Source organism: Catenuloplanes sp. NPDC051500, from assembly GCF_044454585.1.
GTDB lineage: Bacteria > Actinomycetota > Actinomycetes > Mycobacteriales > Micromonosporaceae > Catenuloplanes.
The window spans coordinates 103,116-125,631 of the sequence record NZ_JBITDX010000024.1 but is presented as its reverse complement, the minus strand read 5'-3'; the positions used below and the strand labels follow the sequence as shown (position 1 = coordinate 125,631).

The following is a 22,516-nucleotide window of genomic DNA, read 5'->3' as shown; positions in this document are numbered from 1 at the left end:
AGAAGCGGGCCGGGCCACCCCCGATCACCATGTCCCGGCCCGTCCGCGCGCTCCGCTGGAAGGCTTGATCAGCGCTACGCCGAGTCTTGTCCCGTACGGTTAATGAAACGTTGTCGCCCGGCACCCGGACGGCGTACGAGGACGGGAGGTCGCGGTGGAGGTCCGCCTGCTGGGTCCGGTGGAGATCTGGGCGGAGGGCCGTTCGGCCGCGCTCGGTCCACCGCAGCGACGGCACACGCTTGCGGCCCTGGCGGTCGACGCGGGGCGCCCGGTCACCATCGAGACGCTTGCCGCGCGGGTGTGGGACGAACCCCCGCCGAAGGCCGCACGGGTTCTGCAGGTGCACATCACCCATCTGCGGCGGCTACTGGCCGCGCAGGCGGGCACGCCACCGGCCCGGCTGGTCCGGCACTCAAGCGGCTACCTTCTCGACATCGCACCCGACCGGGTCGACGTCCACCGGTTCGCCGAGCAGGTCCGGCGTGCCCGCGACGCCGCTCCCGCCGAGGCGCTGACGCTGCTGCGTACCAGCCGCTCGTGGTGGCGGGGCACGCCGCTTGCGGGGTTGACCGGGCAGTGGGTGGAGCGCCTCCGGCACGCGTACGGCGAGCAGTACCTCGACGCGACGGTGGCCTGGGGCCTGGCCGAGCTGCGCGGCGGCAACCCGCTCGCGGCGCTCGGGCCGCTTGCCGAGCTCGCGGCCGACCACCCGCTGACCGAGCCCCTGGCCGACGTGCTGATCCGTGCGTACGTCGCTGCCGGGCGGCCCGCCGACGCGCTTGCCTACTACGCCCGGTTCCGCGGCCGGCTCGCCGACGAGTTGGGCGTCGACCCGAGTGCCACGCTTCAGGAACTGCACCAGGCCGTCCTGCGCGGCGAACCTGTGGCGCCGCGGGAGACCGCCGAGTTGGCTGCCGGAACGCCGGCCCAGCTGCCGGCGGACGTTCCGGGCTTCGCCGGCCGCACCCTCGCCCTGCACACGCTGGACAACCTGCTCACCGAGACCGCGATGGCCGTGGCGGTGGTGTCCGGCACGGCCGGCGTGGGCAAGACCGCTCTGGCCGTGCGCTGGTCCCACGCGGTCCGGTCCCGGTTCCCGGACGGGCAGATCTTCGTGAACCTCCGCGGCTTCGGCCCCACCGGGCAGGTGGTCTCCCCGCAGGAGGCGCTCCGCGGCCTGCTCGACGCGCTCGGCGTCGTACCCGGGCGGGTGCCGGCCACGCTCGACGCGCAGGCGGCGCTCTACCGCAGCGTGGCGGCAGGTAGGCGGCTGCTCATCGTGCTCGACAACGCCCGCGACGCCGAGCAGGTCCGGCCACTGCTGCCGGGCACCGCAACTGTCGTCGTCGTGGTGACCAGCCGGGCTCAGCTCACCGGCCTGCTGGCCGGCGGCGCGTCCTCGGTACCCCTCGATCTGCTGTCCAGAGTGGAGGCCGAGGAGCTGCTGACCAACCGGCTCGGCCCGGCGGTCGTCGCGCAACGGGAGGCCCTCGATCAGGTCATCACCGCCTGTGCCCGGCTGCCGCTGGCGCTCAACATCGCCGCGGCCCGCACCCGGCAGACGAACTTTCCGCTGAGCGCGCTCGCCGCCGAGCTCGATGAGGCGGGTGACCGGCTGGACGCGTTGGAGGTGGGCGATCCGGCCGGTGACGTCCGGGCCGTTCTCTCCTGGTCGTACGCCGCGCTCAGCGCACCCGCGGCCCGGCTGTTCCGGCTGCTCGGGCTGGCCGTCGGACCCGACATCGACGCGCCCGCGCTGACCGGCCTGGCCGGGATGCCCGAGCGCGACCTTCGCGCGCCACTGCGCGAGCTGACCCGGGCGAGCCTGGTGACGGAGTACGCCCCCGGCCGCTACACGCTTCACGACCTGCTGCGCGAGTACGCCGCCGAACTCGCCCGCCGCGACGACGCCGAGGACGTCCGCCGGTCGGCCACAGTCCGGCTGCTCGACCACTACACCCATTCCGCGTACGCGGCCGACCGCCTGCTCAACCCACCGCGCGAACCCATCCTCCTGCCCCTCGGCGAACCGGCCGCCGGCGCGTCCCCGAGGCGGTTCACGGACCTCACCGCCGCGATGGCCTGGTTCGGCGAGCAGCATGCCGTCCTGCTCGCCGCGCTCCGGCACGCGGCCGCGACCGGGCTCGACCGGCTCGCCTGGCAACTCGCCTGGGCGCTCGACACCTACTCCTCCCGGAAGGGTCATCTGCACGATCAGGTCGAGTCGTGGCAGGTCGCCATCGAGTGCGCGGCCCGTCTCGGCGAACTGCCGGCCCGCGCGTACGCGCATCGCAACCTGGCGCAGGCCGGCATCAAGCTCGGCCGCTGGACCGAGGCGAACGACAACCTCCGGCACGCGCTCGACCTGTTCACGACGCTCGGCGACCGGATCGGCCAGGCGCGCACGCAGCACCACCTGGCGTACCTGTGGGGTCAGCGCAAGGAGCCCGCGCCCGCCCTCGACCACGCCAGGCAGGCTCTGGCCCTCTTCGCCGGCACCGACGACCGGGCCGGGCAGGCCGAGGCCCTGAACGCGATCGGCTGGTACCACGCGATGCTCGGCGAGTTCGCACACACGCTTACGCACTGCCGCCAGGCGCTCGACATCTTCGTGGCCGACGGTGACCTGCACGGCGCGACAAGCACCTGGGACAGCCTCGGGTACGCCCACCACCACCTCGGCCACCACGCCGAGGCGGTCGACTGTTACCAGGAGGGGATCGCTCTGGCCCGTACCCTCCAGCACGACTACTTCGTCGCCGAGCTGCTCGTCCACCTCGGCGACACGCACCTGGCGGCCGGCCGGCCCGCAGCTGCGCGGATCGCCTGGACGGAGGCCGAGCAGCTGTTCACAGCCCTCGACCATCCGGGCGCCTCCGCTGTCCGCGAGTCACTACGCCACCTCGGCGAGCAGGTCGGCGCCGATCATGGGCCGCCGGCCTAAAGGACAGGGACCGCAGCGGGTACGAGGAGGGTGCGGTCGCCGTCCGCGCCGTGGCTCAGGGCGGCGGCGACGTCGTCGTGCGGGGTGCCCAGCCGGACCGCGCTGATCTCGTCCAGGTGCCGGTAGTGCTGTGAGCTGAGGTCGAGGTCCAGGGCGGTCAGGTACTCCGCGAGGTGGGCGGGGGTGCGTGGGCCGACGATCGGGATCAGGGCCGTGCGGGCCAGGGCGGCTCTGCGCCGCAGCCAGGCGAGAGCGACCTGGACCGGGCCGGTGCCGAGTTCGTCCGCGACGGCGAGCACGGCGTCGACGACGGCGGTGCGCTGCGCGCTGCTCTCGCCCCCGTCGCCCCGGGCGCTCAGCCGGCCCGGCTCGCCGCGCCGGTACTTGCCGGTGAGCAGTCCGCCTGCCAACGGGGAGTACAGCACCACGCCCAGCCCTTGGGCCTGCGCCATCGGCAGCAGCTCCCGCTCGGCGGAGCGCTCGGCCAGGCTGTACTCCGTCTGTATGCCGACCAGCGGGGCCAGTCCGCGCAGGTCGGCGCGGACGGCGGCGCCGGCGACCCGCCAGGCCGGAAAGTTGGACAGGCCGGCGTGCAGGATCTTGCCGGAGCGGATCAGGTCGTCGAACCCGGCCAGGATCTCCTCGATCGGCGTGACACCGTCCGGGAAGTGCGGCATGAAGATGTCCACGTAGTCGGTGTTCAGGCGGCGCAGGCTCGCCTCCAGGGAGCGCACCATGATCTTGCGGCCGTTGCCTGTGGTGCCGGGGCGGGGTTGGGCCTGACGTGTCCCGCTGTACTTGGTGATGACCACGAAGTCGTCCCGCCGGCGCCCGAGCAGCCCGCTGAGCACGGTCTCGGCCTGCCCGTCCTGGTAGAGGTTGGACGTGTCGACCGTGGTGCCACCGGCGGCCACGAAGGCGTCGAAGATCTGCCGGGCGGCGCCGGCGTCCGCGGTGGTGAAGGTGGCGGTCCCGAGCGCGTACTCCGACACGCGGAGTCCGGTGAGGCGGCCGAAGGTCTGGTATCGCAAGGCAGCTCCTGAAGCTCGGTGCGGACGCGGTACGCTCCCGACAGTAGCAAACAAAAAGAGGAGTCACTCTTTTATGCCAAGGGTCAGTCAAGCGCATCTCGACGCCCGCCGCCAGCAGATCGTGGACGCCGCGCGCGCCCGGTTCGCCAGTCACGGCTTCGCGCACACCTCGATGGCCGACATCATCACCGAGTCCGGGCTCTCCAACGGCGCCATCTACAGGTACTTCACAAGCAAGGACCAGATCGTCATCGCGGTCTGCGAGCAGGGCACCGAGGCGCTGCCGAGGGCGCTCACCACCGAGGCCGTGGCGGGCTTCCTCGACCATGTGCGCGTCCGGGCGCGGGAGGACGACCACGCCCGGCTCGTCGCCCAGATCTACGCCGAGGCCGCCGTGTCGCCGCCAATGGCCGCGATCGTGCAGCGGCAGCTCGCCGCCATGCGGGCCGCGATCGCCGAGCTGGTGCCGGACTCACGGCGCCCGGAGGCCGGGCAGATCGCCGAGGCGTTCGTGGCGCTCTGCGCCGCCTACAGCCAGCAGCTGGCGATCCGTGGCGACGTGGATCCCGCGCCCTTCACCGCGGGCCTGATGGCGATCATCAAGGGCTAACACCGTACCCAAAAAAGAAGATTAGTCGCTCTTTTTGACTCGATCCGACTCCAGGAAACCTCGGCCGCGGTACCGGACAGCGAGGACGCCACGCGCGCTTCGGACAAAGCAGTTCATCACCGGGCAAGTAGGCTGTAGTAGCCATCGCCGCAGAGCCGGACCTCGGGACCCACGTAGGCTAGGGTCACAGTCCGTAATCCGGGTTCGCCCGGACGATCGGAAGGACGAAACATGGTTGATACGTTGCAGATCAGGCCGATCAATCCCGAGACGGTCCCGGAGGCCACCGGCGGTTACCACAACGCTCTGGAGGTCCAGCCCGCCGGCCGGATGCTGTTCATCAGCGGGCAGATTCCGCAGACCCGCGACGGCCACGTCCCGGCCACCCCGGAGGCGCAGTGCCGGTTGGTGTGGGACAACATCCGGGCCGTCCTCGCCGACGCCGATATGGACGTCCGCAATCTGGTCAAGGTCACCACGTTCCTGGCCGACCGCCAGCACGCCGAGATCAACACGAAGGTCCGCAACGAGGTGCTTGACGGTCACCGTCCCGCCCTGACGGTGATCGTCACCGGGATCTTCGACCCCGAGTGGGTCATCGAGATCGAAGGTATCGCCGTCGCCTGACGACCCGGCGGTGTTTGGACCGCCGTGCCGTGGCTCAGGCACACGGCCCGACGGTCATGGCGGCAGCCCTGTCGTACTCGGTGGTGGGGCGCAGTTCCCGCACGTGCACGCAGACCAGCTCGGGGATGCGGTAACTGTCGCCCGGTAACGCCTCGGCGAGTCCCGCGTCGACAAGCCGCTCGGCGGCGACCTCGGCCACGGCTGTCGACTGGCCGGACAGCTCGGCCAGGTTCGACACGCTCACGGTGCCGAGGTGCAGCCGGCTCAGCAGACGCAGGATGCGCAGCGCCTCGCCGTCACCGTCCAGGTCACGGACCAGCGCCCGCACCGCCGCGGCGACCGGCTCCCTCATGGTCATCGACGCGCAGACCAGGGCGTCGAGCCGGCAGGCCCGGTCGGCGAGTCTGGTGGCGAATGCGGCGAGGGACCAGTCCGGGCGGTTGACGAGCCGGGCGGACGCGATACGCAGCGCCAGGGGCATCGCGTCACAGCGCTGCACGAGCGTCAGCGCCGCCTCCGGCTCGGCGTCCACCCGTTCCGTGCCGAGGTGGTAGCGGAGCATGTCCAGCGCGTCGTCGGTGCCGAGCGCGCCGACCGGGACCCGGACCGCGCCGTCGAGAGTGGTCATCCCGGACCGGGACGTGATGATCAGGGCGTTACCCGGGGGAACCGACGCGAGGGCACGTACCTGAGCGGCGTTCACCACGTCGTCAAGGATGACCAGGACCCGCCGGCCGTTCAGCAGGCTCGACAGTGGACGGCCGTCCGCAGGCAGCGGCAGCCCGAGTTCCCTCGCGACGGCCCGGACCGCCCGCGCGGCCTCCGGGGAGCCGTCCGCGTGCGCGGCGCCCATCGGCACGAACACGGTGCCGTCGGGATACTCCTCGGCCAGCTCGTGCGCGGCACGCAGCGCCAGGGCGGTCTTTCCCGCGCCGACCAGGCCCTGCACCACACAGGTCCGTCCGGTCCGTACCCCGCTGATCAGTCGGTCCAGTGCGGTGCGCCGCCCGTGCAGGACCACCGGGCCGGCGGCGATCCGGGACGTCGCCGGGCTCGATGCGGCTGCCCGGACGACAGGGCGGGGTGCGGAGCGGTACAGCCGCAGCAGCGGGTCGTTGCGCAGGATCCGTTGCTCGAGGTCCCGCAGCAACTCGCTTGGTTCGATGCCCAGCTCGTCGACGAGCAGCCGCCGCAGGTCGCGGTACGCGCCCAGGGCCACCGCCTGCTGCCCGTCGCGATAGAGCGCGGTCATCAGGTTCGCGTGCAGACGCTCCCGCAGCGGATGCTGGCTGACGAGCACCTTCAGCTCCGGCAGCAGCATGCCGTGCCGCCCCAGTTCCAGCTCTGCGCCGATGCGTGCCTCGATCGTCGCGATGTGGGTCTCCTCCAGGCGCGCCACCTCGGTCATCACCAGCGGAGTCGGCCGGACGTCGGCGAGTGGGGCTCCGCGCCACAGCGCGAGCGCCGCGTCGAACCCGTGGACGGCGGCCTCCGGCCGCCCGGCGGCCAGATCGGCGTGGGCTCGCCGGATGAGCGCCTCACACTCGCCGATGTCGATCGTCTCCGGTGCGGCCAGCAGCCGGTAGCCAGGGCTGCGGGTGGTCAGGATCGCGCCGTTGCGGTCATTGAGGGTACGGCGCAGCCGCCAGGCGTATCCGGCGACCAGGCCGCTTGCCGAGGTCGGCGGATCGTCGTCCCACAGTTCGGCGATCAACTGCTCAAGCGACACCACCTGGTCGGCGTTGAGCAGCAGCGTAGCCAGGAGGGCGCGCTGTTTGGCCGAGCCGATCCCGCACCACGTGACGCCGTCGTGGAACTCTACGGGTCCCATCAACCGGAAGCGCAGGCGACCGGGCGGTGCCGGGCTGATGGACATTCTGCTCTCGATTCGTGCGCGCGTGGTGGGTGTCGTTTCTCAGCTCAGTCCGGCGTCGGCGGCGAGCCGCCGACGGTCGACCTTGCCGCTTGAGTTGACGGGGAACAGTTCGACCCGGTGGTACCGCGCCGGTGCCATGTAGGGCGGGAGGTGCGTGGCGACAAGCGCGGCCAGCTCCACCTCCGCCGGCTGCTCGCAGGTGTAGAACGCGTGCAGCTCGATCTCCCCGGCGCCGGTGGGCAGGGCCAGCACGACGACATCACGCAGCTCGGGATGCCGGCGCAGGACGGACTCGATCTCGCCCAGCTCGATCCGGTATCCGTGGATCTTGACCTGGTCGTCGAGTCTGCCCAGGTGGACCAGCTCACCGTCCTCCTGACGAACGCGGTCTCCCGTCCGGTACCAGCTCTGCGGTCCGGGAAGAGCGCCGGCCGGGACGGTCCGGCGACCGTCGTGATCGGCGAACCGGCCCTGATTCTGTGCCGGGTCCAGGTAGCCGTCGAATCGCTGGCTGCCGCGCACACAGAGCTCACCCTCGTCCGCGGCGGCGCCGTCGGCCGTGAGGAGAACCCCCTCCAGGTGCGGATGGATGCGCCCGATCGGCACGGTGCCGTTGCTCGTGTGCGGCCACCGCGCGGGATCGGCGGGCAGCCGGTACCGCGTGCAGGTGACTGTCAGCTCGGTCGGCCCGTACAGGTTCTCCACTGTGCTGTGCGGCGCGGCGTCCGCCCACGCCCGCGCCTGGGCGAGGGTGAGCTGCTCGCCGGCGAAGAGACTCCATCGAAGGCCGGGCATGCTGCCGGGTCGCAGACCGCGCAGGCGGCGGGCCAGGGAGATCACCGACGGCACCGAGAACCAGTGGGTGATCGCGTTGTCGTTGACGTAGCGGACGGGCGCCATCGCGTCGCCGGGCGCGGCGACCACAAGCAGCGCCCCGGACAGCCAGGCGACGAACATGTCGAACACCGACGGGTCGAAGGTCAGCTCGAAGGTCTGCGACAGCCGCGCCCCGGGCCCCACCTCGTAGGCCTCGGCACAGTACGACACGTAGGGGACGACGTTGCGGTGCCGGACCGGCACGCCTTTGGGCGTGCCTGTGGAGCCGGAGGTGAACAGCGTGTAGGCGACGTCGTCGGGGCCGGCGGCGCACTCCTCCGCCCACCGCTCGGCCGACGCCTCGAACCTGTGGTGCTCCGGGCCGTCGGGCAGGTGCAGAAGCGCCACCGGCCCGGCTGCCGCCTCGGCCACCCGCAGGCCCGCGTCGTCGGCGAGCAGTGCATCGACGCCGGCGTGGGCACAGGTACGGCGGAGTCGTTCCGCGGGCGCGGTGGGGCTCAGCGGCACGACCGTCGCGGCCAGGCGCAGCGCGGCCAGGTAGCCGACGTACGCGGTGAGGCTGCGCGACGCGCAGAGCCCGACGACCCGGGGCGGCCGGCCGCGCAGTGCGACAAGCCGGGTGGCCAGCCGCTCGGCGCTGTCGAGCAGCTCGGCGTAGGTGAGCTCGCGCCCGGCCACGCGCAGGGCCGGGGCGTCGGGATGACGCCGGGCCGTCTCGAGGAACCCGTGGAGGAGGGTCGGACCACCCTGGCTCACCGGGAGCCGCCGGTGGTGGTCGCCTCCGGCAGGTCCTCGCCGCCGCCGGGTGCCGGGGCCGGTGCCGCGGCCTCGGTGGCCAGCGCGTCGATCTCCGCGACGCGTTCCCTGGTCACGACAGTGAAGAACGGGTAGACGAGCAGCACGCAGAGCACGGCGAAGAAACCGAACGCCACCTGGTACGAGAAGACCTGGGCGAGGATTCCGGCGAGGATCGCGGCCACCGGGGTCATGCCCCAGGCCACGAGCCGGCTCGCCGCGCTGAATCGGCCGAGCATGTCGGCCGGCACCAGCGACTGGGTGATGAAGCGGGAGTTGACTGTCCACATCGTTCCGCCGACGCCGGCGACGAAGGCCGCGGCGCCGATGGGCCACGCGCTGGCCGGTGTGGGCGGCAGCAGCGCGGGCGCGGCGACGAGGGCGAAGGCGCCGATCACGTCGGCGAACATGGACCACCGCCGGCCGATCCATCGGTTGAGCGGCCCGACGATGACGGTGCCGATGATGCCGCCCGCGCCGAGGCAGGTGAGCAGGAAACCGTACTGACGCTCGTCGAGCCCGAGCGGACCGCCGACGGCGTAGACCGGGATGAGCGCGAGCCACGCCGACCAGCAGCCGGCCATGATCGCGATGAGCAGCGCCATCGTGCGGAGCAGCTGGTGCTGCCAGAGGAACCGGAGGCCCTCCCGGATCTCGGTGTTGACCGACCTCTTCGGGCCGGTCTTGGCGGCCACCCGGAAGTTGCCGACAAGCAGCAGGAGCAGCACCGCCCCGGCCGCGTAGGAGAAGCCGGTGACGCCGAGGGCGAGCCCGAACCCGATCGCCACCAGGAAGCCGCCGACCGGCTGCCCGACGAAGCCGTTGAAGAGGTACTCCAGGGCCGTGATCCGCGCGTTGGCCTTCTCCCAGCGGCGTTTCGGCACCGCCGACGGGATGATGGAGACCCCGGCGATGCCGGCCACCACGTCGGCGAGGCCGATGACCAGGGCTGCGGCGTAGATCAGCACCAGTGTGGGACGTCCGGCCAGCACGGTCACCAGCAGCAGGCCGGTCGAGAGCAGCCGGGCGATCTCCGCGGCCATCAGCAGCACACGCCGGTCCATGCGGTCGACGAAGACCCCGACGTGCAGGGCCGCCACCAGCCACGGCAGGCTCATGACAGAGGCGACCGCGGCGACCACGACGGGGGATCGACTGATCTGCGCGGCGAGCAGTGGCAGCGCGATCCGGGCCACCGCGTCGGCGAGGTTTGTGGTTCCGGTGAAGACGACCAGGATCCACTCGTTTCGCCTGGCTGCGGGTGGATCCGCCTGCACTGTGGGCTGAGCTGTGGCCACGAAAATCCCTCGCACGATCTCGAGTCTGCGCACTGACCGGGGGTCGGCCGTTCAGGACGCGCACTGGTCAAGATGACAAGAAACCAGAAAAACAAACGATTGGGTACGGCGGCCGGCCCGTTTTTAAATCGGCGGCAGCCCCGATCCGGCTTTCAGCAGGACAGACACGCGAACACCGCTGCCGCAATCCGTGCCGGCAGGTCGTGAATTCAAATGATCATGAAGATTTCGAGGATGTCCTATGGGGACAGTCCTATCGCACTCAAAGCACCATAAGTCATCGATGCGGCTATGTCCATCCTCACATCAATCGGCTAGCTGACCCTTCCCGGTCCGTAGGCGGGCGTGCGGCCACGTCCTAACAGAAGCCCGAATAATACGTACCGGGCATTCTGTCTGACCTGCCGGTTCTAGGGCGATTACAACGGTATTGCCGCCTGAGAAACGCCTCTACCAGCGATTCTGTCGCCCCCGGGTAAGCGCGATACGACGTCGAATGAATCCGCATCGGAGTCAAGCGGGTCAAGCCGCCACCTAACCAGCAAACCCGGCAAACGCCCGCCGAGAGCCCGGGTGGACCACCTCACGGCCGCCCTCCAGCGCAGCGACCAACGACATTCCATCTAGAGAACATCGAGAAAACATAAGCGTCCGGATGCTCGAACGAAGAACTCCGGTAACGCCATTCGATCCGCCCGAAAACGATCGACAAACGCCACTTGTCAGATTTCCGATCCCCGGCGTCGCCGGCCTCAGGCAAACGGGAAGCAGGCATGACGACACCAGCCGACCTCGACACCACGATCGCGAAGTATGCGTCGGTGGCCTTCGACGACTCGACTCCTCTGCTTGAGGCAGGACTCGAATCGCTGTCGCTGCTGAGGCTCGCCGTCGACGTGGCCGACGACGACGACGCGGAGATCGACGCCACCCGCCTCGTCGAGATCCGCACCGTAGGTGACCTGAAGCGATGGCTACGTGAGCTGAGCGCCGTGAGCGCGGAGACCGGAGGCACACCGTGACGACGACCGGGACCGAGCCGGCGGCGGACACGACGCCGGCGCGACTGCCGATCACCGAGTCGCAGAAGGGCCTGCTTGTCGTCAGCGAGCGCTCGCCCGGCCGGGCCGTCTACAACCAACTCGTCCGATTCGACATCGACCCGTCGATCCCGGACAGCACGATCGAGCGCGCGCTGGCGACGGTGGTCGCCGTCCAGCCCGCCATGCGTCAGGTCTTCCGGATGCTCCCGCAGATGCACGCCCGGCTCACCCCGCCGCCGGCACCTGAGGACTTCCCGCTCGAGCGGGTCACCGCCCGGCGGCGCGACTTCGAGGACGCGGTCGTCACCGCCCAACGGCGGATCGGCCGCCCGGAGTTCGACCTGGCCAACGGCCCCGCCTACCGGTTCGCGATCATCAGGTGCCTCGACGACGACCGCGTCACGGTCCTCATGTGCGACCACCACATCATCCTTGACGGCCTGTCGATGGGCCCGCTGGTCCGAGACCTCGAACAGGCGCTGTCCGGACGTCTCGACGCGGAGGTCGCCCAGCGGCGCGGCGCCCGCGAGACGGCGTTCGCCAAGGAGCTCGAGGCGCAGAACCGCACCGCCGTCTCCGAGCGCGTCATCGAGCGGTCCCGGGAGTGGGCGGCCCGGCTCCGGGAGATCCCGCCCCTGGTCCTGGCACCGCTGCCCGGCCGCCCCGTGCAGACCGAGTTCACCGGCGACCGGGTCAGCTGGCACCTCGGCGAGGCCGAGACGGCGGCACTGTCGGAGACCTGCCGGCGGCTGGAGATCTCCCCGTTCGTGTTCTTCTCCGGCATCTACGGCACCGTGCTGGCCCGGCACGGCAACGTCGCGAGCGTCCTGGTCGGCAGCCCGTTCATGGCCCGGCGCACGATCGGCGCGTTCGACCTGGGCGGTTTCCTGGTCAACACCCTGCCGGTCACCGTCGACGTGGACTGGAGCCGCACCGTCGACGAACATCTCGGCAAGGTGGTCCGCGAGTCGGTCGACTTCTGCCGGGCGCACATCGACGTCACGTTCAACCGGCTCGTCGCCGACGTACGGCCCGACCGGTCGAGCAACCGCAACCCGCTGTTCTCGGCGATGCTCGCCATGCAGGACACCTTCACACCGGAACCGGGCGGGGCGGTGCTGCGTGTTCTGGAGCCGGGCAACGACACCGCCAAGTTCGACCTGTGGCTGGGCGTCACCCCGGTCGAGGGCCGGTGGCTGCTGGAGCTGGAGTACGACCGTCAGCTGATCACGCCGGTGGTCGCCGACGGGCTGCTCACCTCGCTTCGCGACGCCGTCCGCGCAGCCGTGCGGGACGGCTCGTGCCGCCTCGGCGACCTGTTCGCCGACGCCTCCGCCGACACCAGCGTCCGTTCCGACGGCTGGACGAGCCCGCTACGCGGGGACACCCCCTGGGAGTGGGTGGTGGCGGCCGCCGAGTCCCGGCCCGGCGCCCCGGCCGTCGAGGATCCGGCCCGCCGGCTCGACTACCGCGGGCTGCTGGCCGAATCCGAACGGATCAGTGCCGGGCTCGCCGCGCACGGGGTCGGCCCCGGCGCGGTGGTCGGGCTCGCCGCGACGACCCTCTGCGACACGGTGACCGCCATCCTGGCGATCCTGCGCCGGGGAGCGGCCTACCTCCCGCTGGACCCGGGCCTTCCCGCCGAGCGGCTTGAGTACATGGTCACGCGCGCCGGCTGCGAGTTCGTCGCCGGCGAGCCGCTGGTACCAGGCGTGCGCACGGTCGCGGTGGCGGAACTCGCCGCGTCCACCGAGCCGGTACCCGGCGTGCTTGCCGACCCCGGCGCCCCGGTCTACGTGATGTACACGTCGGGATCATCGGGGGCGCCGAAGGGCGTCCAGATGGGACACGGCCCGCTGGCCAACCTGACCAGCTGGCAGATCGCGGCCCTCGCCATGAACACCGAGACCCGCTTCCTGCAGTACGCCCCGCTGGGGTTCGACGTCTCCTTCCAGGAGATCCTGCCGACGCTCGCCGCGGGCGGGACCGTCGTCTCCCGCGAACCGGCAGACCGGCGGATGTTCACCGCCGTGCTCAGCCGGATCGCCCAGACCGAGGTGACCCACGTCTACCTCCCGGTCGCGGCGTTGCGTCCCCTGGTGCAGGCCGCCTCCCGGGGCACCCGGCTGCCCGCGCTGCGCTATGTGTGCGTCTCCGGCGAGCAGCTCACCGTCGACGACGAGATCCGCGACTTCTTCCTCGCCCGGCCGCACTGCACCCTGGTCAACCTCTACGGTCCCACCGAGACCCACGCGGTCACCTCGTACCGGTTGTCCTACCGGGACGCGACCTGGCCGGCGCACGTACCGATCGGCCTGCCGTACCCCGGGGTGAACGCCTACGTGGTGGACGCCACAGGTCACCTCGCGCCGTCCGGTGTCGCGGGCGAGCTGCTGCTGGGCGGAGACTGCCCCGCGGACGGCTACATCAACAACCCGGAGATCACGGCTGAACGCTTCGTGCCCGACAGGTTCTCCCGCGCACCCGGCGGGATCGCCTACCGCACCGGAGACCTCGTGGTGCGCGACGACCGGGGTGACCTCGTCTTCCTCGGCCGGATGGACACCCAGGTCAAGATCCGCGGGTACCGGATCGAACTGGGCGAGATCGAGACCGTGGCGAACCAGGTCGACGGCGTCCGCCAGGCGGTCGCCGTGGTCCGGGGCACCGGCGCGGACCGGGAGCTCGGGCTCTTCATCCGTGCCGACACCGCCTCGGGCGCGGACCCGGAGAGGGTACGTCTCAGGCTCACCGCGGCGCTGCCTGTGTACATGCGCCCATTGTGGATCTTCCCGGTCGACCGGGTTCCGACCACGCCGACCGGCAAGACGGACCGGGACGCGCTGCTGCGACTCGCAGACGAGCTGCTGACCGCGCAGCAGAGCGCCGAGACCACCGACGCCGCGTACACCGACGAGCTGGAGCGGGAGCTGGCCGAGCTGTGGGGTGGGGTGCTCGACGTGCAGGGCATCCGGCCCGACCGTTCGCTCATCGAGTACGGAGCCCACTCCCTGAACATCTTCACCACCCTCGCCGAGGTGCAGGAACGCTACGAGGTGCCGGTCCCGCTGATCGACTTCTTCTCCGCGCCCACAGTGGCGAACCTGGCCGCGCTCGTCCGGGCGGCACGCGGCACCACGGCGGTGGCGCCGTGACGGCCCGGCTGCCCGGCCGGCTGGTTCCCCTGTTGCGGCGGGGCACCCGGCCCCTGTGCGTCCTGCTGCCGGGCGCCGGCGGCGGACTGCACCCCTACCTGCGGCTCGCCGCGGCGCTCGGCGCGACCCACAATGTCGGGGCCGTCCGCGCCGCCGGCCTGGTGCCCGGCGAGGAGGCGGAGCTGAGCATCGCCGAGATGGCCGACGCCGCGCAGGACGCGCTCGAGGCGGACGGCACCGTCCCGGCTGCCGTGCTCGGCTGGTCCCTGGGCGGCGCGGTCGCCTGGGAGCTGTGCGTCCGGCTGGCCGAGCAGGGCCACCTGCCCGACCTGGTGCTCGTGGACGCCTCACCGCTGCCGCGCCGTGCCGCCGCCGACGAGGACGTCCGCATCCGGGAGACAGTCATCGGGATGCTCGGGCCGCGCCCCGATCCGGCGACGGTCGAGCGGGTCCGGCGGGTCTTCGACACACAGCTCACCGCCCTCGCGAACTACCAGGCGCAACAGTGCTACCCCGGCCGGGTCCTGATGCTCATGTGCACCGACGCGGAGTTCGCGTTCCGCGCCGAGGCCGAGACCCGCTGGCAGGAGCTCGCGCCGCGGCTGAGCACCGGGCGGCTCGACGCGGGCCACTTCGACGTCTTCGAGCCCGAGCACCTGTCACAACTCGTCGGCGAGCTGGACCGGTTCCTCGGCCGTTCCTCCGGGGCGGTGCTGCGATGAGGCCGCTCGCGGTCGTCAGCGGCGGCACCCGGGGCATCGGGTTCACCCTCAGCAGCCGCCTGGTGAAGCTGGGACACCGCGTTGTCGCTCTCTACCGGGCGGACACCGCCGCGGCCGAGGCCGCAGCGGCGGAGCTCGGTACCGCCTTCCACCCGCTCCGGCTCGACATCGCCGACGCCGGCGCGGTGAGCGCCTCCGCGGCGGCGATCCTTGACGAGCACGGCACGCCGACGGTGCTCGTCAACAACGCCGGCATCAACATCGACAGGCCGTTCCTTGAGCTGTCGGCCGAGGACTGGCGGCAGGTGCTCGACACCAACCTCTCCGGCGCCTTCTACCTGACCCGGGCCTTCGCTCCGGCGATGCTGGCGGCCGGCCACGACGGCGTGATCGTCAACGTGGGTGCCACCACCGGGATCCGCCCGCGCCGCGACGGCGCGAACTACTGCGTCAGCAAGGCCGGCCTGCTGCACCTCACCAAGTGTCTGGCCCTTGAGCTGGCTCCTCGGATCAAGGTCAACTGCCTGATCCCGGGCATGATCGAGACGGAGGAGCTGGTGACCCGCTTCCGGCTCCACGATCCGGTCGCCCGAGCGGCGGTGGTCACCGAGATCCCCCGCGGCCGCATCGGCACCACCGAGGAGATCGCCGACGCCCTCGAGTTCCTCGTCGGGCCGGCGAGCGGATACCTGACCGGGCAGAAACTGATCGTGGACGGCGGGCAGTTCATGTGGTGACCGACGTGGACGACCTCCTGCGTACCGCCGCGCGCGCCCGGGCCGCGCTGCCACCACCTGGCGACGCCCGCTACGACAGGTACTGCGAAGCGCTCGCCGACCGGCTCACCTCGGGCTGGGCCGACGTGCTGACGGCGAACGCCTCAGACGTGCGACGGGGCCGTGAGGCGGGCCTCGGCCCGGCACTTATCGACCGCCTGGCGCTCGGCAAACCCCACCTCGACGCCCTGCTCGACCTGATCGACCGGACCCGGGCGGCACTTCCGGAGGTCACCGCCGCCGCCCCCGGGCACCGCGCCGGCAACGGCGCCTCGATCTGGCGGCTGCCCAAGCCGCTTGGTGTCGTCCTCATGATCTTCGAGGCGCGCCCGACGGTGACGGTGGAGGGTGCGCTGCTGCCGGTCGCGGTCGGCAACGTCGCCGTCCTGCGCGGTGGCGCGGAGATCTCGGCCACCAACCGGGCCCTGGCCGCGCTGGTCACCCTGGCGGTGCGGGACGCCCAGCTGCCGGACGGCACGGTGCAGGTCGTCACCGACCCCGACCGGCGACTGGTACGGGCCCTGCTCAAGCGCCACGACGCGGTCGACGTGCTCATCCCCCGGGGCGGCCCGACCTTGATCGACTACTGCCTGACGAGTTCCACGATCCCGGTCATCGCCAGCGGCGGCGGTGTCAACCACCTGTACGTCGACCGCAGCGCCGACCTCGACCTGGCCGCCCGCATCGCGCTCGACAGCAAGCTCGGCGAACCCACCGCCTGCAACACCCTGGAACTGGTGCTGGCCCACGCCGACATCGCGGAGGACCTCACCCGGGCGCTGCTGCACGCCGGCACCGGGCTGGCCGAGCCGTGGCGGCTGCGGGTCGACCCACGCCTGGCCGGCGCCGTACCCCCCGGGGCGTCGGTGACCGCGCTTACCGACACCGACGACGGCAGGGAGTTCCTGGAACGCGCGGTCGGCATCCGGCCCGTCGCCGGGCTGGACGAGGCGGTGACCCACATCCGCCGGTTCGGCTCCCAGCACACCGAGGGCGTGGTGGCCACCGACCGGCCGGTCATCGACGCGTTCCTGGCCGGGGTGGACGCCGCCGCGCTCGTGGTCAACGGTTCCCTGCGCCTGCACGACGGCCCGACGATGGCACTGGGACCTGAGCTGTCCATCGGCACGGGCCGGCTGCACGTCCGCGGGCCCGTCGACCTGTCGGCCCTGCTGACCTGGAGTTGGGTGGTCGACGCCGGCGGCCGGCTGCGCGGCGACGGGGCGGGGGCGTCATGACCGACCAGGCCCGGATCAACGAGGCGGTGAAACGGCTCGTCGTACGCGAGTCAAGGCTCTCGGTCGACCCCAGCAGTATCGACGACCACGAGCCCCTCAACGGTGACCTGCTACGGGTCAACTCGCTCGGCTTCCTCGGCATGCTCGTCCGGCTCGAGGACGAGCTCGACGTGACGCTTCCCGACGACATCTTCGCCGGGCGGGTCTTCACCACCGTCGCCGACCTGGTCGACGTCGTCGCGGACGTGACGCGGGAGGAAGCATGACCACGGTGCCCACGGCGTGGCGCAGCGTCCTGCCCCACCTCGGCGAGCAGCTGCCGGCCGATCTGACCCCGCCGCACACGGCCGGCCCGGTGACCGCCACCCTGCCGCTGGAACTGGTCCGGCAGAGCATCTCGCACCGCGAGTTCTGGCCGATCCCGGAGCCGGTGGCCGAGCGCTACCGGGCCCACCGGCCGACACCGCTGTGGCGGGCCCGGCGATTCGAGGCGGAGATCGGCGCGCGCGTCCCGATCTACGTGAAGTACGAGGGCGGCAACATCTCCGGCAGTCACAAGTGGAACACCGCGCTGGCGCAGGCCTACTACTACCATCGCGCCGGCTTCCGGGAACTTGTCACAGGTACCGGCGCCGGGCAGTGGGGCAGCGCCCTCGCCGCCGCCTGCGCCGCGTTCGGCATGGCCTGCACCGTCTTCATGGTCGGCGGAAGCCTCCGCGACAAGCCCTACCGGGGCAGCCTGATGCGCCTGTTCGACGCGCAGCTGCACGCCAGTCCCAGCCCGCTGACCGCTGTCGGACGTGCCGCCGCCGACCGGCCGGGCCAGGGCAACAGCCTCGCGGTCGCGATCGGCGAAGCCGTCGAGTACGCCCGGGCGGACCCCAAACGGGCGTTCTGCATCGGCAGCGGCGAGACCTACAGCATCCTGCACCAGTCGGTGATCGGCCTGGAGTCGATCGACCAGCTCGCCGCGCTCGGCGCGGACGTGGACGCCGTGGTCGGCTGTGTGGGCGCCGGAAGCAACTTCGGCGGGCTCGCCCTGCCGTTCTTCGCCGCCGCCCGCGCCGGCGAGCGCGCTCTGCCGGCCGACCTGATCGCCGCCGAGTCAAGCACCACCCCGAAACTCACCCGCGGGGTGTACGCCTACGACCACACCGACGCGACCGGCACCGGACCGCTTGAGGCGATGTACACGGTCGGCAGCGGATTCGCGATCCCGTCGTCGCACTCGGCCGGCCTGCGCTTCCACGGCGCGGCGAAGCTTCTCTCCGCCATGCGCTACCGCGACCACATCTCCGCGCTTGCGGTGGGCGAACGCGAGGCGCTCACCGCGGGCCGCACGTTCGCCCTGACCGAACTGGTGCTGCCCGCCCCGGAGTCGGGTCACGCGCTGGCCGTCGCCGCCCGCGTCGCGGCCGGTCGCGAGTCCGGTCACCCGGCCCGGCACGGGGTGCTGGTCTGCGTCAGCGGGCACGGCCTGCTCGACCTGGCCGCCTACGACAAGCTGCTGGCCGGTTCTCCCGAGGACCGGCCGGCCGACACGGACCTGGTGCGGGCGGCGACGGCGTCGCTGCGCGCGGTCCACCCGACGCGAGGGGCGTGACATGGTCGTGGTGCCCGCGGTATCGACCCGCAGCCGGGAGTGGACGCCGGTGCTGACCGGGATCCGCGCCGAGCTGCTGGACTGCCTACAGGCGAATCTGGCCGTACTAGCCGACCACGCCTACCGTCCCGGGGCGCACCTGGCGCTCGGTGCCGCTCCACGGTTCCACTGTGCGACCGGAGCGGCCGGGGTGGCGGTGACCGCCTCGGTCGAGCAGCGGCTGTCGGAGGCGGCCGCCCTGCTCGGCCTGCGGTCGGCGCAGCGCTGGGACGACGTGTCCGGGCCGCGGCTGCGCGCCCTGCTCGCGGACCACTCGCCGCTCTACGTGGTCGCCGACACGTTCACCATGACCTGGCTGCCGTACGCCGGAAATCAGCACATGGAGCACAGCTTCCTGCTCGTCGAGGCGGGCGAGCACTGCGTGGTGGTCGACGGGTACCACAACTCCACCCCGTGGGGCGACGCCCGCCCGGGCACGTGGCGGATGCCGGCCGCCGCCTTCGACGCGGCGGTCCCCCGGGCCGACGCGATGACGATCGTCGCGGGCGGCGCCCCGGTGCTCGACCGGGCGGCGGTGCTGCGAGACAACGCGGCCGCCGCACGCGCCGACGCCGGCCGGGTCGAGGGCTACCTGACGGCCGTGCGGAGCCGGGCCGACGATCCGGACGGGGCGGCCCAGCTGGTGCTCGACATCTGGCTGCTCGGCAGGTCCCGGGCACTTCACGCCGCCTGGCTGGCCGACGACCCGGCCACCGCCGGCGCGGCGCGGGAGGCCGCCGAGCGGGCCGACGCCTGGCGCGCCCTGGCCGGCCAGAGCTACGTGGCCATGCGCCGGGTCCGACGCGGCGGTGCCTTCCCCGGCCACGTCCTCGACCAGCTCACCGGCCTGCTCAGCGACGAGGGGGCGCTGGCCGGGCGGCTCGCCGTGCCGTCCGGCGGCCCGGCCGCCGACCCGGGCCGGATCCGGGAGACCCTGGCCGAGGAGGTACGCGCCGCCCTCGGAATCAGCCCTGACACGCCAGTCGACGGGCGTCCGCTGCGGGCACTGCCCGGCTTCAACTCGTTCCGGCTGGTCGAGGTGATCGAGCGGGTCGAGACGCGGCTGGGCGTGGAGCTGGACCCGGACGAGCTCACCGGCGCGGCCCTGCACGACCTGGACTCGCTGAGCGCCGCGTTCGGCCGGGCCCGCCCGGCCGCGCAGGAGGTGCCGGGCCGATGACCACGCTGCTGCACCACCTGCTGGACCGGGCCGCGGCCGCCCACCCGGACGCGCCGGCGATCTCGCACAGCGGCTCGGTCCACACCTACCGCGACCTGGACGTGGCCAGCCGCCGGCTCGCCGTCTGGCTGACCGGGCGGGGCGTCCGGCGCGGCGACCGGGTGATCGTCTGCCTGCCGACCGGCCCGCTGGTGCCCGCCCTGCTGTACGCCTGTTCCCGGGCGGGCGCCGTCTTCAGCGTCCTCAACGCCCAGTCCCCGGTGGCCGCGCTGGCACACGTTCTCACCGACGCGGCGCCGGCGTTGCTTGTCACCGACAGCCCGCAGGCGACCGCCGCGGCCGCCGCGCACGGCGTGGCGGCCACCGGCACGGCGGACCTGCGCCGCGTGGTGCGCGACGGCCCGGACGACACGCCGCTGCCGCCCCCGATCGCCGTCGACCCGGCCTGCCTGATCTACACCTCCGGCAGCACCGGCCTGCCGAAGGCGGTGGTCTCCACCCACGCGCAGATGGTCTTCGCCGCCGCGGCGATCGCCTCCCAGCTCGCCTACCGGGCCGATGACGTCGTCTGGTGCGCGCTGCCGCTCTCCTTCGACTACGGCATGTACCAGATCTTCCTCAGCACCATCGCCGGCGCACGGCTGCACCTGGCCTCCCCCGCCGACACCGGCCCGACGCTTCCACACCATCTGCTCAGCAGCGGTGCGACGGTGCTGCCGGCCGTACCCGCGCTGGCCCGTGCCCTGGCCCGGATGCTGTCGCGGCCGGGCGCGACGCCGCCTCCGCTGCGTCTGCTCACCAACACCGGCGCGGCGATGCCACCGGAGATCATCCGCGACCTGCGCGCGCGGATCCCCACCCTGCACGTGCAGCTGATGTTCGGGCTGACCGAGTGCAAGCGGGCGGCGATCATGCCGATCGACGAGGACCTGCGCCGGCCCGGTGCCTGCGGGCGGGCGCTGCCCGGCACCGAGATCCTCATCGTCGACGCGGACGGCGCCGCCGTGCCACCTGACACCGTCGGTGAGATCGTGGTCCGGGGTCCGCACGTAATGGCCGGCTACTGGCGGCACCCGGAGCTGACCGCCCAGCGCTTCCCGCGGGTCGAGGGGCTCTTCCCGCAGCTGAGAACGGGCGATCACGGCTGGCTCGACGCCGACGGCTACCTCTACTTCGTCGGCCGGCGCGACGACATCTACAAGGAGCGCGGCACCCGGGTAAGCGTCACCGAGGTCGAGGCCGCGGCCCACCGGATCCCGCAGGTGCAGGCCGCCGCCGTGCTCCCGCCGCGTGCCGACGCCGGTGAGGACTCGGCCACCCTGTTCGTGGTCGGCGAGCTGACCGCGCCGGAGGTCCTCGCCGCACTGCGCGCCGAGCTCGACGAGATCAAGTCGCCGCTGACCTGCCTGGTCGTGCCGGAGATCCCGCTGACCCGCAACGGCAAGGTCGACCGCGCCGGGCTGGTCCGGATCCGGGCGGAGGACTCCCGTGTCTGATCTTTCGGCGCTCTTCGACCGGCCGGACGCGCCGCAGACCCCGGCGTACGTCTACGACCTGGACGAGCTGGACCGTTCGTACGCGGCGCTGCGTGCCGCTCTGCCCGGCTCTGCGGAGCTGTTCTACTCGCTCAAGGCGAACCCGCACCCGGAGGTGGTCGCCGGGCTGGTCGCCGCGGGGTGCCGGGCGGAGATCTGCTCCCCCGGCGAGCTGCGCGTCGCGCTGGCCGCCGGCGCCGATCCGGCCGGGATGCTCTACACCGGTCCGGGCAAGCGGGACGCCGACCTGGCCGAGGCGGTCCGCGCCGAGGTCGGGCTCTTCTCCGTCGACTCGCCGTACGGGCTGGACCAGCTCGACCGGGTGGCCCGCACGCACGGCACCGGGGTGCGCGCGCTGGTGCGGATCAACGACGACACTCCGGCCCCCGGTCAGGGGCTCACCATGACCGGCGTGACCTCACAGTTCGGCGCGGACGTGCGCTGGATGCTTGACCGGCCCGAGCTGTTCGGCCCGCGCCCGCACGTACGGATCGCCGGGTTCCATCTGTACATGGGCAGCAACGTCGACGGCGAGGACGCGCTTATCGCCCAGTTCACCCAGTCGGTGGAGACCGTACGGCGGCTGGCCGCGGCGTCCGGGACGTACCCGGAGCTGATCGACCTCGGGGGTGGTTTCGGGGCGCCGTTCGCCCGCGCCGGCGCTCGGCCGGACCTGCCGAAGCTTGCGGACCGGCTCACCACGCTGCTTGCCGACGCGTTCCCCGGCTGGCCGCGCGAAGGGCCGAGGGTGGCCTTCGAGTCGGGCCGCTACCTGGCCGGTACCTGCGGCACCCTGGTCACCCGGGTGCTCGACGTCAAGCGGTCGCAGGGCGCCACTGTGGTCGTGCTCGAGTCGGGCATCCACCACCTGGGCGGGATGTCGGGTCTGCGCCGGCTGCCGCCGATCGTGCCGGACCTGGTCACGGTGGACGCCGCGGCCGGGCCGCCGCAACCGGGAACCGTCGTCACCGGGCCGCTGTGCACGCCGCTCGACACCTGGGCCCGCGCCGCCGTTCTCCCGAGGGTGCGCCCGGGGGACCTGGTCGCCGTGCCGAACGTGGGCGCGTACGGCCTCTACGCCAGCCTGGTGGCCTTCCTCGCGCATCCCATGCCGGTCGAGGTCACCGTCCGCGGCGACCGGATCATCGCGATGACCCGACTGGAGCTCACCCGGCACACCGTCATCGGCAGCGACAGGGGTTGACCT

General features: G+C 72.2%; 17 protein-coding genes. 13 read left to right on the top strand and 4 right to left on the bottom strand.

The genetic code is table 11. The features are described from left to right. The first annotated feature begins 154 nt into the window (after nt 1-154). Complete coding sequence (locus tag ACIA8K_RS34635) at nt 155-2,944, top strand: BTAD domain-containing putative transcriptional regulator (protein ID WP_396067078.1); 2,790 nt, start codon at nt 155-157, stop codon at nt 2,942-2,944. Here the strand turns inward: ACIA8K_RS34635 and ACIA8K_RS34630 are convergent. Beyond that, the gene (locus tag ACIA8K_RS34630; RefSeq protein ID WP_396067076.1) at nt 2,941-3,975 is read right to left on the bottom strand and encodes an aldo/keto reductase; all 1,035 of its coding nucleotides are present in this window, start codon (nt 3,973-3,975) and stop codon (nt 2,941-2,943) included. The two genes, ACIA8K_RS34635 and ACIA8K_RS34630, sit on opposite strands and share 4 nt — an antisense overlap. A 73-nt stretch (nt 3,976-4,048) precedes the next feature. On the opposite strand from ACIA8K_RS34630, the gene ACIA8K_RS34625 reads away from it, so the two are divergent. Together ACIA8K_RS34625 and ACIA8K_RS34620 are read left to right on the top strand one after the other, a co-directional pair. Next, nucleotides 4,049-4,585 (top strand): TetR/AcrR family transcriptional regulator, encoded by a 537-nt coding sequence (locus tag ACIA8K_RS34625; protein WP_396067074.1) that lies wholly within the window; start codon nt 4,049-4,051, stop codon nt 4,583-4,585. Nucleotides 4,586-4,816: 231 nt separating this feature from the next. Next, nucleotides 4,817-5,212: a RidA family protein gene (locus tag ACIA8K_RS34620; RefSeq protein WP_396067072.1), complete on the top strand. Its 396-nt coding sequence runs from the start codon at nt 4,817-4,819 to the stop codon at nt 5,210-5,212. 34 nt (nt 5,213-5,246) lie between these two features. Here the strand turns inward: ACIA8K_RS34620 and ACIA8K_RS34615 are convergent, their stop codons facing one another. The 3 genes from ACIA8K_RS34615 to ACIA8K_RS34605 all read right to left on the bottom strand — a co-directional run bounded on the left by ACIA8K_RS34615 (nt 5,247) and on the right by ACIA8K_RS34605 (nt 10,033). After that, nucleotides 5,247-7,043: a BTAD domain-containing putative transcriptional regulator gene (locus ACIA8K_RS34615; RefSeq protein WP_396067070.1), complete on the bottom strand. Its 1,797-nt coding sequence runs from the start codon at nt 7,041-7,043 to the stop codon at nt 5,247-5,249. An 84-nt stretch (nt 7,044-7,127) separates the two neighbouring features. Next, on the bottom strand, nt 7,128-8,681 hold the full coding sequence (locus ACIA8K_RS34610; RefSeq protein ID WP_396067068.1) for an amino acid adenylation domain-containing protein: 1,554 nt from the start codon (nt 8,679-8,681) through the stop codon (nt 7,128-7,130). Beyond that, nucleotides 8,678-10,033, bottom strand: coding sequence for an MFS transporter (locus tag ACIA8K_RS34605; protein ID WP_396067065.1), 1,356 nt, complete (start codon nt 10,031-10,033; stop codon nt 8,678-8,680). The genes ACIA8K_RS34610 and ACIA8K_RS34605 overlap by 4 nt, the downstream gene beginning before the upstream one ends. Nucleotides 10,034-10,791: 758 nt before the next feature. Between ACIA8K_RS34605 and ACIA8K_RS34600 the strand changes: the two genes are divergently transcribed. From ACIA8K_RS34600 to ACIA8K_RS34555, 10 genes are read left to right on the top strand one after another with little or no spacing between them, the layout of a single operon-like run. Then, a complete protein-coding gene (locus ACIA8K_RS34600) occupies nt 10,792-11,040 on the top strand; it encodes a phosphopantetheine-binding protein (protein ID WP_396067063.1) in 249 nt (82 codons plus the stop codon). Continuing rightward, a complete protein-coding gene (locus ACIA8K_RS34595) occupies nt 11,037-14,216 on the top strand; it encodes an amino acid adenylation domain-containing protein (protein ID WP_396067061.1) in 3,180 nt (1,059 codons plus the stop codon). Before ACIA8K_RS34600 ends, ACIA8K_RS34595 begins: the two co-directional genes overlap by 4 nt. Further along, nucleotides 14,213-14,938: an alpha/beta fold hydrolase gene (locus tag ACIA8K_RS34590; protein ID WP_396067059.1), complete on the top strand. Its 726-nt coding sequence runs from the start codon at nt 14,213-14,215 to the stop codon at nt 14,936-14,938. The genes ACIA8K_RS34595 and ACIA8K_RS34590 overlap by 4 nt, the downstream gene beginning before the upstream one ends. Then, nucleotides 14,935-15,675, top strand: coding sequence for an SDR family NAD(P)-dependent oxidoreductase (locus ACIA8K_RS34585; RefSeq protein ID WP_396067057.1), 741 nt, complete (start codon nt 14,935-14,937; stop codon nt 15,673-15,675). Before ACIA8K_RS34590 ends, ACIA8K_RS34585 begins: the two co-directional genes overlap by 4 nt. Nucleotides 15,676-15,680: 5 nt before the next feature. Continuing rightward, on the top strand, nt 15,681-16,952 hold the full coding sequence (locus ACIA8K_RS34580; RefSeq protein WP_396067055.1) for a glutamate-5-semialdehyde dehydrogenase: 1,272 nt from the start codon (nt 15,681-15,683) through the stop codon (nt 16,950-16,952). After that, nucleotides 16,949-17,218 carry an acyl carrier protein gene (locus tag ACIA8K_RS34575; RefSeq protein ID WP_396067053.1) on the top strand — a complete coding sequence of 90 codons (270 nt, stop codon included), beginning with the start codon at nt 16,949-16,951 and terminating at the stop codon, nt 17,216-17,218. Before ACIA8K_RS34580 ends, ACIA8K_RS34575 begins: the two co-directional genes overlap by 4 nt. After that, nucleotides 17,215-18,555: a TrpB-like pyridoxal phosphate-dependent enzyme gene (locus tag ACIA8K_RS34570; protein ID WP_396067051.1), complete on the top strand. Its 1,341-nt coding sequence runs from the start codon at nt 17,215-17,217 to the stop codon at nt 18,553-18,555. The genes ACIA8K_RS34575 and ACIA8K_RS34570 overlap by 4 nt, the downstream gene beginning before the upstream one ends. 1 nt (nt 18,556) lies before the next feature. After that, entirely contained in the window at nt 18,557-19,774 is a 1,218-nt protein-coding gene (locus ACIA8K_RS34565; protein ID WP_396067049.1) for a phosphopantetheine-binding protein, read from the top strand. Then, nucleotides 19,771-21,270: a class I adenylate-forming enzyme family protein gene (locus ACIA8K_RS34560; protein ID WP_396067047.1), complete on the top strand. Its 1,500-nt coding sequence runs from the start codon at nt 19,771-19,773 to the stop codon at nt 21,268-21,270. The genes ACIA8K_RS34565 and ACIA8K_RS34560 overlap by 4 nt, the downstream gene beginning before the upstream one ends. Then, nucleotides 21,263-22,513 carry a type III PLP-dependent enzyme gene (locus ACIA8K_RS34555; RefSeq protein WP_396067046.1) on the top strand — a complete coding sequence of 417 codons (1,251 nt, stop codon included), beginning with the start codon at nt 21,263-21,265 and terminating at the stop codon, nt 22,511-22,513. The genes ACIA8K_RS34560 and ACIA8K_RS34555 overlap by 8 nt, the downstream gene beginning before the upstream one ends. Nucleotides 22,514-22,516 lie beyond the last annotated feature (3 nt).